Below are 15717 nucleotides of genomic sequence, written 5' to 3'. Positions count from 1 at the left end.
GACGCGGCGAGGATCCGCGGCGTCCGATCCCACTTCGGTGACGGTGCGTCAAGTGCCGGTCGCGGTCGTGGGGATGGCGGTGCTGCTGCCCGGTGCCACCGACCTGGACACGTACTGGCGGAACCTGCGGGACGGCGTGGACGCGATCGGTGAGGTGCCGGACGGGCGCTGGGACACCGCCTACTACCGTCCCGGCACCGCCTCCGAACCCGCTGTCGCGGACCGGGTGTACGCCCGGCGGGGCGGATTCGTGGACGGGCTGGCCGAGGTGGAGGTCACCCGGTTCGGGATCATGCCCCACTCGGTGGCCGGCACCGAGCCCGACCAGCTCATCGCGCTGCACGTGGCCGCCGCGGCCCTCGACGACGCGGGCGGCACCGACCGCCTCCCCGACCGGGGGCGCGTCGGCGTCGTCCTCGGCCGGGGCGGCTACCTCACGCCCGGCCTGGTCCGGCTGGACCAGCGGGTGCGTACGGCGGCCCAACTCGTCCGTACACTGGGCGAGTTGCTGCCCGACCTGACGCCCGGCCAACTCGACCGCGTGCGTGCGGCGTTCACCGACCGCCTGGGCCCCGACAGTCCCGAGTCGGCCATCGGCCTGGTGCCCAACCTCGCCGCCTCCCGGGTCGCCAACCGGCTCGACCTGCGCGGCCCCGCCTACACCGTGGACGCCGCGTGCGCCTCGTCGCTCGTCGCGGTCGACCAGGCCGTGGGCGAACTCGCCACCGGGCGCTGCGACCTGATGCTCGCCGGGGGCGTCCACCACTGCCACGACATCACGCTGTGGAGTGTCTTCTCGCAACTGCGCGCACTCTCTCCGAGCCAGCGCATCCGTCCCTTCCACCGGGACGCCGACGGCATCCTGATCGGCGAGGGCACGGGTGTGGTGGTGCTCAAGCGGCTGGCCGACGCCGAGCGCGACGGCGACCGGATCTACGCGGTGATCCGGGGCACGGGAGTGGCCAGCGACGGTCGAGCGGCGGGCCTGGTCAACCCCGACCCCGGCGGCCAGGCCCTGGCCGTCCGCAAGGCCTGGCGGGCAGCCGGCCTGGACCCGGCCGAACCCGGTTCCGTCGGCCTGCTGGAGGCGCACGGCACGGCGACCCCGGCGGGCGACGCGGCCGAACTGGCCACGCTGGCGGAGGTGTTCGGCCCGGCGGCGGAGCGGGAGGGCGACTGTGCGGTGATCGGCTCGGTGAAGTCGATGATCGGGCACACCATGCCCGCCGCCGGAGTCGCCGGCCTCGTCAAGGCGGCCCTCGCCCTCCACCACGGCACCCTCCTGCCGACCCTCCACTGCGACGAACCCCACCCGGCGCTGACGGCGACACGGTTCCGCACGCTGGAGAAGGCGACCGCCTGGGAGACGAGCCCCGACCGGCCCGTGCGCCGGGCCGCCGTGAACGCCTTCGGGTTCGGCGGGATCAACGCGCACGTGGTGCTGGAGGAGGCACCGGAAGCCGGGAGTCGCCGAGCACGCGGGCCGGCGACGGTCGTGGACGTCACCGAACCCGAGCCTGTGCTCCTCCTCGCCGCCGACACCCCCGACCGGCTCGCCGCCCTGCTCGCCGCCGACGACGACTCCGTACGCGCCGCCGGTCTCGACCCCGCTCACGCGCATCCGGACGCGGGGCGGGCCCGCCTCGGCATCGTCGGGCCGACCGCCAAGCGGCTCGCCCTGGCCCGTCGGGCCGTCGCGAAGGGGCGGGCCTGGAACGGCCGGAGCGACGTATGGTTCCGTCCCGGCCCACTGCTCGGCGCCGGGGCCGAAGCGGGGAAGCTGGCCTTCGTCTTCCCGGGCCTGGAGGGCGAGTTCACGCCGCAGGTCGACGACGTGACTGCGCACTTCGGGCTTCCCGGCCCGCCGGTTCACCGCGGCCGGGTCGACGACGTGGGCCGGCACGGGTTCGGTGTGGTCGCCGTCGGTCGCCTCCTGAACGCCGCGCTGCGCCGCACGGGCGTCGTACCGGACGCGGTCGCCGGGCACAGCGTCGGCGAGTGGACGGCGATGACGGCGGCCGGGCTGTACTCCGGGGACGAGGTCGACGCCTTCATGGCGACGTTCGACCCGGACACGGTGAGCGTCCCGGGCCTCGCCTTCGGTGCGCTGGGCGCCTCCGCGGAGCGCGTGCTCGCCGCCCTGGAGAAGGAGTGGGCGGGGTCCGGGCTCGTACTGTCCCACGACAACGCGCCGGGCCAGTCGATGGTGTGCGGGCCGGACGCGGCGGTCGAGGAGTTCGTGCGGTCCTTCCGCGCGCGGGGGGTGCTCAGCCAGGTGCTGCCGTTCCGCTCCGGCTTCCACACCCCGATGCTGGAGCCCTACCTGGGCCCGATCAAGGAGGCCGCCCAGCGCTTCCGGCTGCACCGGCCCACCGTGCCGGTCTGGTCGGGGACGACCGCCGCGCCCTTCCCCGGCGACGAGGCGGAGATACGGGCCCTGTTCGTACGGCACCTGCTGGAACCCGTCCGCTTCCGGCAGCTCACGGAGGCCCTGTACGCGGCAGGACACCGGGCGTACGTCCAGGTCGGCCCCGGACAGCTCGGCTCACTCATCGGCGACACCCTCGGCACCCGCGACCACCTCGTCGTCCCCGCCAACTCCCCCCACCGCACCGGCCTCGCCCAACTGCTGAGGGTGACGACGGCACTGTGGACGGCGGGCGCGAGCGTGGCTCCGGCACTACGGCGGCCCGGGGGCGCGGCCGACACCCGGGCCGCCCCGCGAACCGTGAGAGCGCAGCGGCCACCCGTACGCCTGGACCTCGGCGGCGCGCTCGTGTCGCTGGAGCCGCAGACCCTCGCCGGGTTGCGTGCGGAACTCGGCGTGCCGCGTCCGACCAGGGGGTCGGCACCCTCCGCACCGGTGAGCGCCCAAGCCCCCGAGGGCCCACGCAGCGACGCCGCCCGGTCGCCGCTGGACACACTCGCCGGGCACCACCCCGTCGCCGCGGAGCTCAGCGCGCTCCTGCGTGACACGGCGGACACGGCCGCGGCCCTCATCACCGCGAGCGGACGGCGCGCGGCGCAGGTACCCGTCCCCTCCCGGACGCCCGCCGCCGGCACCCTCCCGTCCCCGGCCCGCCCCTCCACGTGGCACACCACCGTCCACGTCTCCCCCGACACCATGCCCTACCTCCTCGACCACTGTTTCTTCCCCCAACGCCCCGACTGGCCGGACATCACCGACCGTTGGCCCGTCGTCCCCGCGACGACGATCGTGCAGCACCTCATGGACGCGGCGCGGGAAGCGGCCCCCGGGGCGGCGGTCCCCGTCGCCGTGCACGGCGCACGGTTCGAGGAGTGGCTGACCGCCACGCCCGCCGTCGACGTACCGGTCACCGTGAAGCCTGAGGGCTCGGACCGCCTGGCCGTCTCCTTCGGTCCCCGCGCCCGGGCCGTCGTGGAGGTCGCCACCGCGTACCCGGCGCGGCGGCCCGCCCGCTGGCACACGGACCCCGCCTCGGAGCGCACCCCGGACCACACCGCGGCACAGCTCTACGGTGAGCGGTGGATGTTCCACGGCCCGGCGTTCCAGGGCGTCACCGAGCTGACGGCGATCGGCGAGAGGCAGGTGCGGGGCGTCATCACCACCCCGCCCGCGCCCGGCGCCCTGCTGGACAACGTGGGCCAGATCCTCGGTTACTGGATCATGGCGACCCGCACCGAGCGGACGGTCGTGTTCCCGGTCGGGATGCGGGAGATGCGCTTCTACGGACCGCACCCGACGCCGGGGACCGAGGTGGCGTGCCTGGTGCGGATCACCTCGCTGACCGACACCGTCCTGGAGGCCGACGTCCAGCTGACGGTCGACGGCACGGTGTGGGCGGAGCTGTACGGATGGCAGGACCGCCGCTTCGACAACGACCCGAAGACCCGTCCCGTCGAACGCTTCCCGGAGCGCAACACGCTCTCCGAGTCCCGGCCGGGCGGCTGGTCACTGCTGCACGAACGGTGGCCGGACCTGGCCTCCCGCGAGCTGATCATGCGCAACTCGCTCGGCGGAGCGGAGCGTTCGGAGTACGCCGAGCACGCCCCGCGCGGGCGTCGGCAGTGGCTCCTGGGCCGGATCGCGGTCAAGGACGCCGTGCGGCGGTGGCTGTGGGACCACGGGGAGGGCCCGGTCTGGCCGGCCGAACTGCGGGTGCACAACGACGACTTGGGGCGCCCGTACGTCACCGGGGTGCACGGCCGGACGCCGCCCCCGCTGGACGTGTCGCTGGCCCACTGCGCGGAAACGGGCGTCGCGATCGTACGGCCGCACACGCCAGGCCCCGGCCCGGGCATCGACGTCGAGGAGGTCACCGACCGCTCGCCGGAGACCCTGGCCGCCGCCCTCGGCGCGGACGAACTCCGGTTGCTCAAGGACGTGTCGATCACGACCGGAGACTCCGAGGCGCTGTGGTTCACCCGCTTCTGGGCGGCGAAGGAGGCGGTCGCCAAGGCGGAGGGCACCGGATTCGGCGGCCGGCCACGGGACTTCGCGGTCCTCGAGGTGACACCGGACGGCGACCGGCTGACCGTCTCGGGCCGCCTGGAACGCGCCTACACCGTGCACTGCGCCCCGGCCGCCAACCCGCCCGGCCTGCCGGAGCGGGCCTACGTCGTGGCCTGGACGACGGGACCCACCGAAGCGAAGGAGTACGCCCGATGAGCCCCCACACCCCCGTCACCGCCGACGAGGAGTCCGTCCTCGCCGACATCACCGGCATGCTCGCGAAACTCCTGGAGGACGAGTACGGCCTCGACGACGTCGAGATCGGCATGGCGACCACGTTCAACCGCGATCTGGAGCTGGAGAGCATCGACCTGGTGGCGCTGGCCGGCCTGTTGGAGGAGCGGTACGGCGGACGGGTCAACTTCGCCGAGTTCCTGGCCGGCATGGAGTTCGAGGAGATCATCGAACTCACCGTCGGACGGCTCGTCGAGTACGTCGTGACCAGCCTGAAGGCGGCGGGGGCGAGCTGACGCATGGCGAAGGTCGACACCGGCACCGTCCGGTTGCACGTGCAGCGGATCGGTCCCCGGGAGGGCCAGAAGCCCACCGCCACCGTGGTGCTCGTACACGGTCTGCTCACCGACAGCCTGGCCAGCTACTACTTCACCGTGGCGCCCGCGTTCGCGGCGGCCGGCCTCGACGTCGTCATGTACGACCTGCGGGGTCACGGCCGCAGCCAGCGCCCGGCGTCGGGCTACACCCTGGACCACAACATCGACGACCTGGAGGCACTGCTCGACCGGCTCGACGTGACCGGCCCGGTGCACCTGGTCGGCAACTCCTACGGCGGCACGATCGCCTTCGGGTTCGCGGCACGCCGTCCGGAGCGGGCGGCGAGCGTCACCCTGATCGAGTCCGAACCGGCCACCGCCGCCTGGGCCGTGAAGCTGGGCGGCATCCTCGACCGGGTGGTGACGCAGCTGGCGTACAACGAGCCCGACGCCCTGACGTGGATCACGGCCAACCGCGGCCACAACACCGCGCGCCTGGCCAAGGGAGCGGCCCGGCTCGCCCGTGAGACCACACTCGGGCAGGACATCCCGGCCAGCCGGGTGTTGACGGAAAATCAGATACGGGCGGTGCGCTGTCCGGTGCTCGGGGTGTACGGCGGTGACTCCGACCTCGCCGAACTGGTGCCCTGGCTGGAGTCGTCGCTGCCGGACTGCCGGACGGTGGTGGTGCCGGGGCACGAGCACTCGGTCCTGGTGGAGGCGTCGAGGGTCGTGGGCGGGGCCGTCCTGTCCCTGATCGACCGGGCCCGCGGAGCACGGACGGGGGTCGAGGCGCGATGAGCGGTTTCCTCTTCGTCGTACCGCCGTTGACCGGGCACATCAACCCGACCGTGGGCGTCGCCGCCCAACTGCGTTCGCGGGGGCACCGAGTGGCGTGGGTGTGCGCCGATCCCGGGCTGGTCCGGCGGCTCGCGGGTGACGGGGCCGAGGTGTTCGTGTGCGCCGGGGCGGCGGCGGGGAGCCGGCCGCCCGAGCTGCGGGGGCCGGAGGCGCTGAGGTTTCTGTGGGAGTGGTTCCTGCTGCCGCTGGCCGACGCGATGGCGCCGGGGGTGCGGGCGGCGGTCGAGGGGTTCCGGCCGGATGTGGTGGTCGCCGACCAGCAGGCCTTCGCGGGCGCGCTGGTGGCGGAGCGGCTGGGGGTGCCGTGGGCGACCTCGGCGACCACGTCGGCCGAGTTCACCGACCCGCTGGCCGGGCTGCCCAAGGTCCAGGAGTGGCTGGAGAAGCGGCTGGCCTACTTGCGGGCCGCGATCGGGGATCCGGCGGGCACCGCGGATCCACGGTTCTCACCCCACCTCGTACTCGCCTTCAGCACACCGGAGTTGGCGGGGCCCGCGCCAGATGTCCGCTGGGTCGGCCCCTCGATCGCGCCCCGCCCTGCCGAGTCCGGCTTCCCGTGGGAGTGGCTCGACGCCGGCCGGGCCACCGTGCTGGTCACGCTCGGCACCGCGAACACCGACGTCGGCGGCCGCTTCCTCGACGTGTGCCGGGAAGTGGTGCGGGAGCGGGCGGACCGGACGCAGGGAGTGCTCGTCGATCCCGGCGGAGCGCTCCGGGTACGGGGCGACGACAAGGACGTCCTGGTCGTACCGTCCGTACCCCAACTCGCCCTGCTGGACAGGGGCGTGGATGCGGTGGTCTGCCACGCCGGGCACAACACCGTGTGCGAGGCGCTGTGGCACGGGGTCCCGCTCGTGGTGGCGCCCATCCGTGACGACCAGCCGGTGGTGGCCGGGCAGGTCGCGGACGCGGGGGCCGGGGTGCGGGTGCGGTTCGGCCGGGTCGCCGCGCCGAAGCTGGGCGCGGCCCTCGACAGCGTGCTGGACGAGCCCGACTGCCGCGCGGCGGCCGACCGGATCCGTACGGCGTTCCGCGCCGCCGGCGGTGCGCCCGCCGCAGCGGCCCATCTCGACGAACTGGCCAGGGAGTTGTGATGAGCGACGACACCAAGCCCATCGATCACGGTGACACCGGGCCCACCGAACGGGACGACACCGAGGCCGCCGAGCCGGCCGCGCGGATCGCCGCACTGCGCCCCGGCTACCAGGCCGACCTGGCCGACGGCGTGGACCGCTTCTTCGAACCCCGCGCCACTGCCTGCCCCTGGTGCGGCTCGGACCGGCTGACCACCCGCCTGCGCACCACCGACCTGCTCCAGCACAAGCCCGGCCGCTTCGTCCTGGACCGGTGCGAGGGGTGCGGGCACACCTTCCAGAATCCGCGTCTGAACGAGGCGGGTCTGGAGTTCTACTACCGCGACTTCTACGACGGCCTGGGCGAGAAGAAGCTCGGCGACACCTTCGGCGGACGCACGAAGATGTACCGCGGCCGCGCCGAGTCGATGCTGCCGCACGACCCCACACCGAAGAACTGGCTGGACGTCGGCACCGGCCACGGCCACTTCTGCGCCGCCGCCCGTGACGTCCTGTCCGGCACCGTCTTCGACGGGCTCGACTTCACCGACGGCGTCGAACTCGCCGAACGTGAGGGCCGGGTGGAGCGCGGTTACCGGGGCAGCTTCCCCGACCTGGCGCCCGAACTGGCCTCCCGCTACGACGTGGTGAGCATGTTCCACTACCTGGAGCACAGCACCGACCCCGACCGTGAACTGAGGGCCGCGCGGCAGGTGGTGCGCCCCGGCGGTCACCTGCTCATCGAGGTGCCGGACCCGCAGAGCCGGTACGCGCGCCTCCTCGGCCGCTGGTGGCTGCCGTGGCTCCAGCCGCAGCACCTGCACTTCGTGCCGGTCGCGAACCTGCGGCGCCGGCTCACCGACCTGGGCTTCACCGTCGTCGCGGAACAGCACGCCGAGCCGCACGACCCGGTGGACCTGCTGGCCGCCGTATGGCTGGCGCTGGACCACGCGGCCCCGCGCGACGACGCGCCGTGGCTGCCCGAGCCGCCGGGCGCCCTGCGCCGCACGGTACGCGGCGCTCTGTTCCTCGCCGGAATCCCCGCGCTGGTAGTGAGTACCCTCCTCGACCGGTTCGCGGTGCGGCCGCTGGCGCAGCGGCTGGGCCTGTCGAACGCCTATCGGATCGTGGCCAGGCGCGACTGATCGTGCTAGCTTCTGCTCACCCCATTACCAGGAAACCTGATAATGGGCGGCGTCAATCATTACGACCATCATTACGACGCCCGGGCACGACGATCGGAACCGCATGTCCCTCCTGGCCAGGCCGGCGGTGGCCTCCTTCGCCGCCAAGTCGATGCAACGTCTCACCCTGCTGGCCGACCGACGGGCGAGCGGGCCGGGGTCCCGTGCCTCCTGGCACGCCCGCTTCCCCGAGTTCCCGCGCGACGTGAGCGAGTTGACGGTTCCGACGTCGGTCGCACCGGCTCAGGTCACGGTGTACCGGCCCGCGACCGACGTGCCGAATCCGCCGGTGCACGTCAACTTCCACGGCGGCGGTTACGTCCTGGCGCTCACGGAGATCGACGACCCGTTCTGCCGGTTCGTCGCCGCCGAGGCGGGGGTGGTGGTGATCAACGTGGACTATGTCGTCGCCCCTCAGCATCCGTTCCCGGCCCCGCCCCGCCAGGCCTTCGAGGTCGTCCGCTGGATCGCCGAGCACGGCGCGGAGCACGGCTGGGACGGCGACCGGCTCACCGTCGGCGGGCAGAGCGCGGGCGGCGGGCTCGCGGCGGCGGTGGCCCGCCAGGCCCTGACGGAGGGCGGACCGTCGATCGCGCTGCAGGTCCTGCACTACGCGCCGCTGGATCTCGCGACCAACGCCAAGGACAAGCGGGCCGCCGTCGCCAAACCGGTGCTGCGGCCCTGGATGGCGGACGTCTTCGACACGTCGTACGTCCCCGAGCCGCACCGGCGCGCCGACCCGCTGGTCTCCCCCGCCCACCCGTCGGACACGGCCGATCTCAAGGGCATCGCCCCGGCCCTGCTCGTCACCGCGGCCCACGACCTGCTGCGCGCCGAGGGCGTCCGGTACGCCGACCGTCTGCGCGCCGCGAACGCCCTCGTCGACCACCACGACGTGGCGGACGCCGACCACGGCTACGACGGCAAGGACGAGGAGAAGGCCCGCGAGACCTACGCCCTGATCGCCCGGCACGTCCGGCAGGCCCACACCCCCTGAGACGGGGGTCAGTGCGTGCCGATGAGCTCCTGGCGTGTGCTGCTCTCCCCGGCCGTCCTCGATCCGCGCAGCGCGGCGACGCCGATGAAGACCATGGAGGACACACCGGCGAGCGCGAAGGCGGTGAAGCCCCAGTCGCCGCGGTTCGCGGCGAGCAGCTGGCCGCCGAGCCACGGGCCGAAGACGGCGCCGAAGCGGCCCATGCCGGAGGTCCAGCCCACGGCGGTGGCGCGCTGGTCGGGGTGGGAGCGGATGGAGACGGTGGCGTAGATCATCGTCTGGGCACTGTTGAGGAAGACGCCCGTGAGGAAGACGACGACCATCGTCACGCCCATCGGCATGTGGACGCTGAGCAGGTAGACGCCGGCGGCGGTCAGCGCGAACCAGATCGCCGAGATGCGCGGGGCGCCGAACCGGTCGGCGGCCCGGCCGGCAACCAGCATGCCCACGATGCCGCCGAGGTTGAAGACGACCACGAAGGACAGGGCGGAGCCCAGCTCGTAGCCCTCGGCCCGCATCAGGGTGGGCAGCCACGTGGCGACGCCGTAGACCAGCAGCAGGCCGCCGAAGGAAGCCACCCAGTACAGCAGGGTCTGGATCCACTCGCCGCCGCGGAAGAGGTTCACCAGGTTCGTCCAGCGGTCGGTCGCGCCCTCCTTGCCGGCCTTGGCGGCGGGCAGCTCGACGTCGTGGCGGGCGGCCAGGGCGCGGGCCTCCTCGGTGCGGCCCTTGGCGACGAGGAAGCTCAGCGACTCGGGCAGCAGCCGGGCGAGCACCGGGACGAAGAGCAGCGGCAGCACACAGACCCAGAACGCGGCACGCCAGCCGACCGGCTCCACGAGCCACTTGGCGACGTAGGCGGAGAGGATGCCGCCGGCGTGGTGGGCCGTCATCAGCAGGCCGATGACGAGGGCGGCGCGGCCGCGGGGGGCGTAGTCGGAGACCATGCTGATCGCGGTGGGCAGCAGACCGCCGAGGCCGACGCCCGCCAGGGTCCGGCCGAGACCGAAGACCGCCACGCCGTCCGCCAGCGCGCACACGCCGGAGGCCAGCGAGAAGAGGGACACGCACGTGACCATCAGCTTCTTGCGCCCGATCCGGTCGGCGACGGTGCCCGCGGCCAGGGCGCCGACCAGCATGCCGAAGGTGGCATAGCTGCCGAGGTCGCCTGCCTGGTCCGCGGTGAGGCCGAAGGTCTTCGTGGCCAGCAGGTGCGGCAGCACCGAGCCGTAGATGAACATGTCGAGACCGTCGAAGAGCACGGCCAGCCAGCACAGGCCGACGGCCAGAGCGGCCAGTCTGCTGCCGCGAGCGGACCGGGGCGGCGACGTGGACGGGGAGGAGGACATCGTTGTTTCCCTCTCGAGCGGGGTGGGTCCTCAGACGCTAAGGACCCGCCCCGAAAAGTGTCAACATTTTTGTCCACAATCTCACGGCAACTATAGGGGTGCTTCGTTAGGGGACGGTGTTCCTCGAGGACGCCGGCGACGGCCCGCCACCCGTCGGCCTTGACCTCATATCGGGTCTGGGCGCCCGGCCAGTGGTCCTCGGCAGGAAGGTCCCGCGCGGTGACGGGGCGTACGACATCGACGGGCGGGCGTACGGGGACATCCTCGCGGGCCATGGCCTTCAGCGCACCGGACGAGCGCTCCGCACCGGGTGTGACGCGCGGGGAGCAGAAGCAAGATCCACCGGTTGGCCGTGCCCGGCCGGACCGGTCGCGAGTGTCGTCGCCGTAGCGGCTGGTCGGGCAGGATGGCCTCGTGAAAACATGGCACGTCACGATGCAGTCCAGGCCCAGCGGCCCGGCCGTGGAAGGCACCTGGACCGACCACGCCGTGGCGTTGGAGAAGTTCCGCGGCTGGCTGGGGATACACGGCAGCCGTGACGGAGTGACCATCGTCTTGCTGGAGGACACCGGCGGGGAACGTGAGCCTCTGCGAACGTGGACGAAGGAGCGCGGCGAGGTCATTCACCGTGCCGCATAACGCATCCGGCCCCCGCGACATGGCGTCACAGGGGCCGGAGTTGGTAGCGGGGACAGGATTTGAACCTGCGACCTCTGGGTTATGAGCCCAGCGAGCTACCGAGCTGCTCCACCCCGCGTCGATAGACCGCAGCCTACGGCATGCGAGTGATCCAAGCGGACCATCACTCACTGCCGGAGCTGTACGGGCGACTCCAGACGTCAACATGCCAGCCCGCCGCTGCGGCCATGACGAGCATCACAGTTGGCCACCCTCTCTGACCTGGAGCGCGCAGGTCAGGTGAGCGCACCGACCGCGTAGAGGGTGCCGAGCGCGGCGGCGAGGGCTCCCAGCAGGAGACGGAGGAGTGTCTCGGGCAGGCGGGGCTGGAGGTGCGCGCCGAGGTATCCGCCGATGAGGCCGCCGAAGCCGCAGGCCAGGCCCAGGTACCAGTCAGGGGCGATGCTGCCGGAGTGAGTCAGGGACAGCAGGGCGTATGTCGAGGCGCCGACGATGGAAGTGGCGAAGGTGGAGGCCAGCGCGGCGGGGGCAACTTCGGCGACGGGAATGCCGCGGCCTGCGAGGATCGGACCGAGGATCGAGCCGCCGCCGATGCCGTAGATGCCGCCCATGACGCCCACGACGAGTGCGAGCCCCGTGATCGTCCGGGGCGCAGGCTGGGGGTGCTGGGTGCCGGAGCGAGCAGGGCGGAGGGTCCTGATGATGAGCCAGGTGCCGATCGGGAGCATCAAGGCGGCAACCAGCAGCCGGAAGACGCGCGGTCCGGGAAGGGCGAACACGCGGATGATCGCGCCAAGGATCACGCCGGGCAGGGTACCGAGCACCAGGCGGCGTACGAGCGGTCCATGCAGCGCGCCGGCCCGCCGATAGCGCAGCAGGGCGCCGGGCCCCGCCACCACGTTGTAGAGCAGGTTCGTAGGAGTGACGGCAGGGTTGGGCACGGCGAACACGCTCAACTGCACAGGTAGCAGGAACACCGCTCCGGACACGCCGACCGGCGCGGTCACCACCGCGATCAGCAATCCGACCGCGACGCCGGCCGCCCCCAGTTCCCACTCCACCCGGCCCCCCGATGTACGGCGCGTCAGCTGATACGGGGCTCCTCGGTTCGCCCGCCGCCCCGAGCGTAGGACCACCTCATCGACCTGGACAGGTCAGCCCTGGCCAGCCACTCCGCCGCCCAGGAAGCTCGTGGCTCGTGGAGCGGCTCAGAGCCCGAAGGCGCCGCCTTCGATGAGGATGAGCAGGCCGATGGCGATCAGGACCAGGGGCAGCAGAATGTGACCCCAGCGGCTGAGGGCCTTGGCGATGAAAGGCCGGGTGGCGAAGAACTTGCCCGCGAAGCACCACACGGCAACCAGGGCGAGGAAGACAACCGCGTACACGCTCATGCCGCCGATGCCGGCGGTGGCGAACACCGGGACGTAGACGCCGATGTTGTCGCCGCCGTTGGCGAAGGTCACCGCGGCGACCTCCAGCGGGCTCGGCCCACCCTCCTTTACCTCGTCCTCCTCCTCGTCCTCCTCCTCGCCATCGCCATCGCGACGGTTCTTCCACGCCTGCCATGCGGCCTTGAGGCCCAGGGCGAGCGGCAGCAGACCGAGGTAGGGGATAGCCGACTCGGGCAGGAACGTGGCGCCGAACGCAGCGGCCACGGCCACGGCCACGGCCAGAATCGCGGCGAAGCCAAGGTATTGGCCGAGCACGATCTTGCGGGTGGATCCGCGGCGCCCGACCCCTGCGCGAAGAACAGCGCGAGGATCAGGATGTCGTCGATGTTGGTGACAGCGAACAGCCCTGCTGCCTGCCCGATCATGCCCAGGTTCACTGACCAGCCTGTTTCCGCTCGCACGACACCGACCGGACGACCCTACGCAGCCTCCGGTATCGCTGAGCGTCGGAGCGGCCAGCTGAAGCACTCAGTGGCCAACTGTGCCGCTAAGTCACACGCCCCTCGGGCGACACGTGGACGTCACCACCCGACGAGTTCGAACATATTTTCGGTTTTCGGTTATGGTGGAGACCTGGAGGGACACCGATCAGGGGAGGGACAAACGAGAGGCAGGAGGTGCGCAGCGGTGGATTTACTCATCTGCACGTCGCCTCCGGTTACTCCGCCCGCTACGGCGCCTCCCTCCCCGATGCCCTCGTGCAGCGTGCTGCAGAGCGTGGGATGACGACGCTCGCGCTGACCGACCGGGACACCGTCGCGGGCACCGTCCGCTTCGCCAAGGCCGCCGGCATCCGCGCCGTCTTCGGCGTCAACGTCGCCGTCGCCCCCGTCCGCACGCCCGACCCGGCTGCCGGTCGGCCGCGTACACCCGTACGCGGCGGCGCTCACGTGGTGGAGCCGCCATTGCGGATCACCCTGCTCGCGCAGACCCCCGCCGGGTGGGCGCGGCTGTGCCGTCTCGTATCCGCCGCGCACGCCGAGGCGAACGGAGGCCTGCCGGTCGTGTCCTGGCCGGTCCTGCGCGAGTTCGCCGACACCGACCTGCTGGTCCTGCTCGGTCCCGCCTCCGAACCGGTCCGGGCCCTGTCCGCCGGCCGCCCCGACGTCGCCGAGCAGCTGGACGGCGGCGAGCGCTGGCTGAAGGGTCCGCCCGCCATGACGGCGGCCGCCGAGCGGATCGCCCAGGCCGTCGGCGACGACCGCGCCCGGGCCGTACGCCTGCTGGCCGAGACCGAGGCCACCGGCCAGTCCTGCACCCTCACCCCGGCCGATCTCGGGCTGGGACAGACGCACTTCCCCGAGCCGTCCGTTGTGGGCGCGGGCCCGGAGCCCGGTTCAGCGATGCGGCTGCTGCGGCAGCGGTGTGAGACCGGGATGGTCGCCCGCGGATTGGACCGGGACGAGCGTTCCGTGCGACAGCTCGCATACGAGCTGGAGTGCATTTGGCGCCTCTCGTACGAGGGGTACTACCTGGCCGTGGCCCAGGTGGTCGCGGACACGCGGGCGCTCGGGATCCGGGTGGCCGCGCGCGGCTCCGGCGCCGGGAGCATGGTCAACCATGCGCTGTTCGTGGCCACCGCCAACCCCCTCGAACACCACTTGCTGTTCGAAAGGCACCTCAACGATCGCCGCACCTCACTGCCCGACATCGACCTCGACGTGGAGTCCGAGCGGCGCCTGGAGGTGTACGACGCGATCATCGAGAGGTTCGGGCGGGAGCGGACCGCGGTCACCGGCATGCCCGAGACCTACCGGGCCCGGCACGCACTGAGGGACACCGGGCTCGCCCTCGGGATTCCGCCGCAGGTCGTGGGCGAGATCGCCAAGAGCTTTCCGCACATCCGGGCCCGGGACATCCGCGGCGCCCTGGCCGAACTCCCGGAGCTGCGGCAACTCGCTGCCCAGGCGGGCAAGTTCGGGCCACTGTGGGAGCTGGCCGAGGGCCTGGACGCGCTGCCACGCGGCTACGCCATGCACCCCTGCGGGGTGATCCTGTCGAACGCGTCGCTGCTGGACCGGCTTCCAGTGCAGCCGACGCCCGCCGGCTACGCGATGCTGATGGCCGACAAGGAGGACGTCGAAGATCTTGGACTTCTGAAACTCGACGTCCTCGGCGTTCGCATGCAGAGCGCCATGGCGCACGCGGTCGCCGAGATCCGCCGCACCACCGGCCGCGCGCTCGATCTCGACAACCCCGACCATGTCAGCCTGAACGACCCGCGGGCCTTCGAGATGATCCGCGCCTCGGACACCGTCGGCCTCTTCCAGCTCGAAAGTCCTGGTCAGCAGGATCTGGTGGGTCGTCTTCAGCCGAGGCACATGCAGGACGTCGTCGCGGACATCAGCCTCTTCAGGCCAGGACCCGTATCCGGGGGCATGCCCGCTTTGTATATCGCCGCCCGGCACGGCGCCGCCCCCAAGTACCCGCACCCGGACCTGGAGCCGGTGCTCGCCGACACCTAGGGCGTGGTCATCTGGCACGAGCAGATCATCGCCATCCTGACGACCATGACCGGCTGCGACCGTGCCGCCGGCGACGTCGCCCGCCGCGCCCTGGCCGACCCCGACCGGCTGACGAAGGTCGAGGCGTGGTTCCGACGTACGGCCGGGGAGCGCGGCTACGCCAAGGACGTGCTGGACGAGGTGTGGGAGACCGTCTCCTCCTTCGGCGCGTACGGCTTCTGCCGCGCGCACGCAGTCGCCTTCGCCGTACCCGCTCTGCAGTCCGCGTATTTGAAGGCGCACTTCCCGGCGTATCTGTACGCAGGGCTGCTTGAGCACGACCCCGGCATGTGGCCCCGATTACTTCCGCACTCGCTGTGTCCCGTGCTGGTCATGTCTCATTGTGGCGAGGTCACGTCGCAGGCTGCGTCCCGGGGATTTGGCTGGCCGTGTCGCTCTGATGCAGGACGAACATGGGTGGTTTCCGAAAGGATCGCCAGGCCGCAGCGGTGGTCCCCGGCGCCGTCCTGGGGCCGGCGCCGGGGTATGTGCGGAGCGCGAGAGCCGGTCGAGCCGGGTGACTTTCAGCGTGTCGCCCTCGCGCAGCAACGTGAGGACGAGGTCGAGCTTGGGGCGGGAGGCCTTCGCCCCACTCGCCGTATCGAGGTGGATGTTGACGGGGTCGACGCCGGCCCGCGGCAAGGCGTCGATCTGGTGGTCGGGGTTCTGGTTG

General features: G+C 72.2%; 10 protein-coding genes, 1 tRNA gene and 2 pseudogenes. 8 read left to right on the top strand and 5 right to left on the bottom strand.

Annotated elements, in window-relative coordinates; all coding sequences use genetic code 11:
• The first annotated feature begins 73 nt into the window (after positions 1-73).
• The 6 genes from ACFYWX_RS43885 (at position 74) to ACFYWX_RS43860 (ending at position 9101) form a co-directional block, all read left to right on the top strand.
• The gene (locus ACFYWX_RS43885; protein WP_389430983.1) at positions 74-4651 is read left to right on the top strand and encodes a beta-ketoacyl synthase N-terminal-like domain-containing protein; all 4578 of its coding nucleotides are present in this window, start codon (positions 74-76) and stop codon (positions 4649-4651) included.
• A complete protein-coding gene (locus ACFYWX_RS43880; RefSeq protein WP_389430948.1) occupies positions 4648-4965 on the top strand; it encodes an acyl carrier protein in 318 nt (105 codons plus the stop codon). The genes ACFYWX_RS43885 and ACFYWX_RS43880 overlap by 4 nt, the downstream gene beginning before the upstream one ends.
• A gap of 3 nt (positions 4966-4968) precedes the next feature.
• Complete coding sequence (locus ACFYWX_RS43875) at positions 4969-5787, top strand: alpha/beta fold hydrolase (RefSeq protein WP_389430947.1); 819 nt, start codon at positions 4969-4971, stop codon at positions 5785-5787.
• Positions 5784-6941, top strand: coding sequence for a glycosyltransferase (locus ACFYWX_RS43870; RefSeq protein WP_389430946.1), 1158 nt, complete (start codon positions 5784-5786; stop codon positions 6939-6941). The genes ACFYWX_RS43875 and ACFYWX_RS43870 overlap by 4 nt, the downstream gene beginning before the upstream one ends.
• 86 nt (positions 6942-7027) lie before the next feature.
• A complete protein-coding gene (locus tag ACFYWX_RS43865; protein WP_389430981.1) occupies positions 7028-8065 on the top strand; it encodes a class I SAM-dependent methyltransferase in 1038 nt (345 codons plus the stop codon).
• A gap of 103 nt (positions 8066-8168) precedes the next feature.
• The gene (locus ACFYWX_RS43860; protein ID WP_389430945.1) at positions 8169-9101 is read left to right on the top strand and encodes an alpha/beta hydrolase fold domain-containing protein; all 933 of its coding nucleotides are present in this window, start codon (positions 8169-8171) and stop codon (positions 9099-9101) included.
• Positions 9102-9109: 8 nt separating this feature from the next.
• Here ACFYWX_RS43860 and ACFYWX_RS43855 read toward each other — a convergent pair whose 3' ends face one another.
• The gene (locus tag ACFYWX_RS43855) at positions 9110-10450 is read right to left on the bottom strand and encodes an MFS transporter (RefSeq protein ID WP_389430944.1); all 1341 of its coding nucleotides are present in this window, start codon (positions 10448-10450) and stop codon (positions 9110-9112) included.
• A gap of 414 nt (positions 10451-10864) precedes the next feature.
• On the opposite strand from ACFYWX_RS43855, the gene ACFYWX_RS43850 reads away from it, so the two are divergent.
• Positions 10865-11089: a hypothetical protein gene (locus ACFYWX_RS43850; RefSeq protein ID WP_389430943.1), complete on the top strand. Its 225-nt coding sequence runs from the start codon at positions 10865-10867 to the stop codon at positions 11087-11089.
• A 41-nt stretch (positions 11090-11130) separates the two neighbouring features.
• Here the strand turns inward: ACFYWX_RS43850 and ACFYWX_RS43845 are convergent.
• From ACFYWX_RS43845 to ACFYWX_RS43835, 3 genes and pseudogenes are all read right to left on the bottom strand, one after another.
• Positions 11131-11207: transfer RNA gene (locus ACFYWX_RS43845), tRNA-Met, on the bottom strand.
• A 157-nt stretch (positions 11208-11364) separates the two neighbouring features.
• Entirely contained in the window at positions 11365-12150 is a 786-nt protein-coding gene (locus tag ACFYWX_RS43840; protein WP_389430941.1) for a sulfite exporter TauE/SafE family protein, read from the bottom strand.
• Between the two features lie 147 nt (positions 12151-12297).
• Positions 12298-12905: pseudogene (locus tag ACFYWX_RS43835) on the bottom strand (cadmium resistance transporter).
• Between the two features lie 252 nt (positions 12906-13157).
• Between ACFYWX_RS43835 and ACFYWX_RS43830 the strand changes: the two are divergent.
• Positions 13158-15344: pseudogene (locus tag ACFYWX_RS43830) on the top strand (PHP domain-containing protein); the annotation flags it as partial.
• Here ACFYWX_RS43830 and ACFYWX_RS43825 read toward each other — a convergent pair.
• On the bottom strand, positions 15345-15686 hold the full coding sequence (locus ACFYWX_RS43825) for a recombinase family protein (RefSeq protein ID WP_389430979.1): 342 nt from the start codon (positions 15684-15686) through the stop codon (positions 15345-15347).
• Between the last annotated feature and the right edge of the window lie 31 nt (positions 15687-15717).

The sequence above is a fragment of the Streptomyces sp. NPDC002888 genome (assembly GCF_042888465.1).
GTDB lineage: Bacteria > Actinomycetota > Actinomycetes > Streptomycetales > Streptomycetaceae > Streptomyces.
The sequence above is the reverse complement of the archived record's forward strand: the minus strand, read 5'-3'. Positions and strand labels throughout refer to the sequence as shown.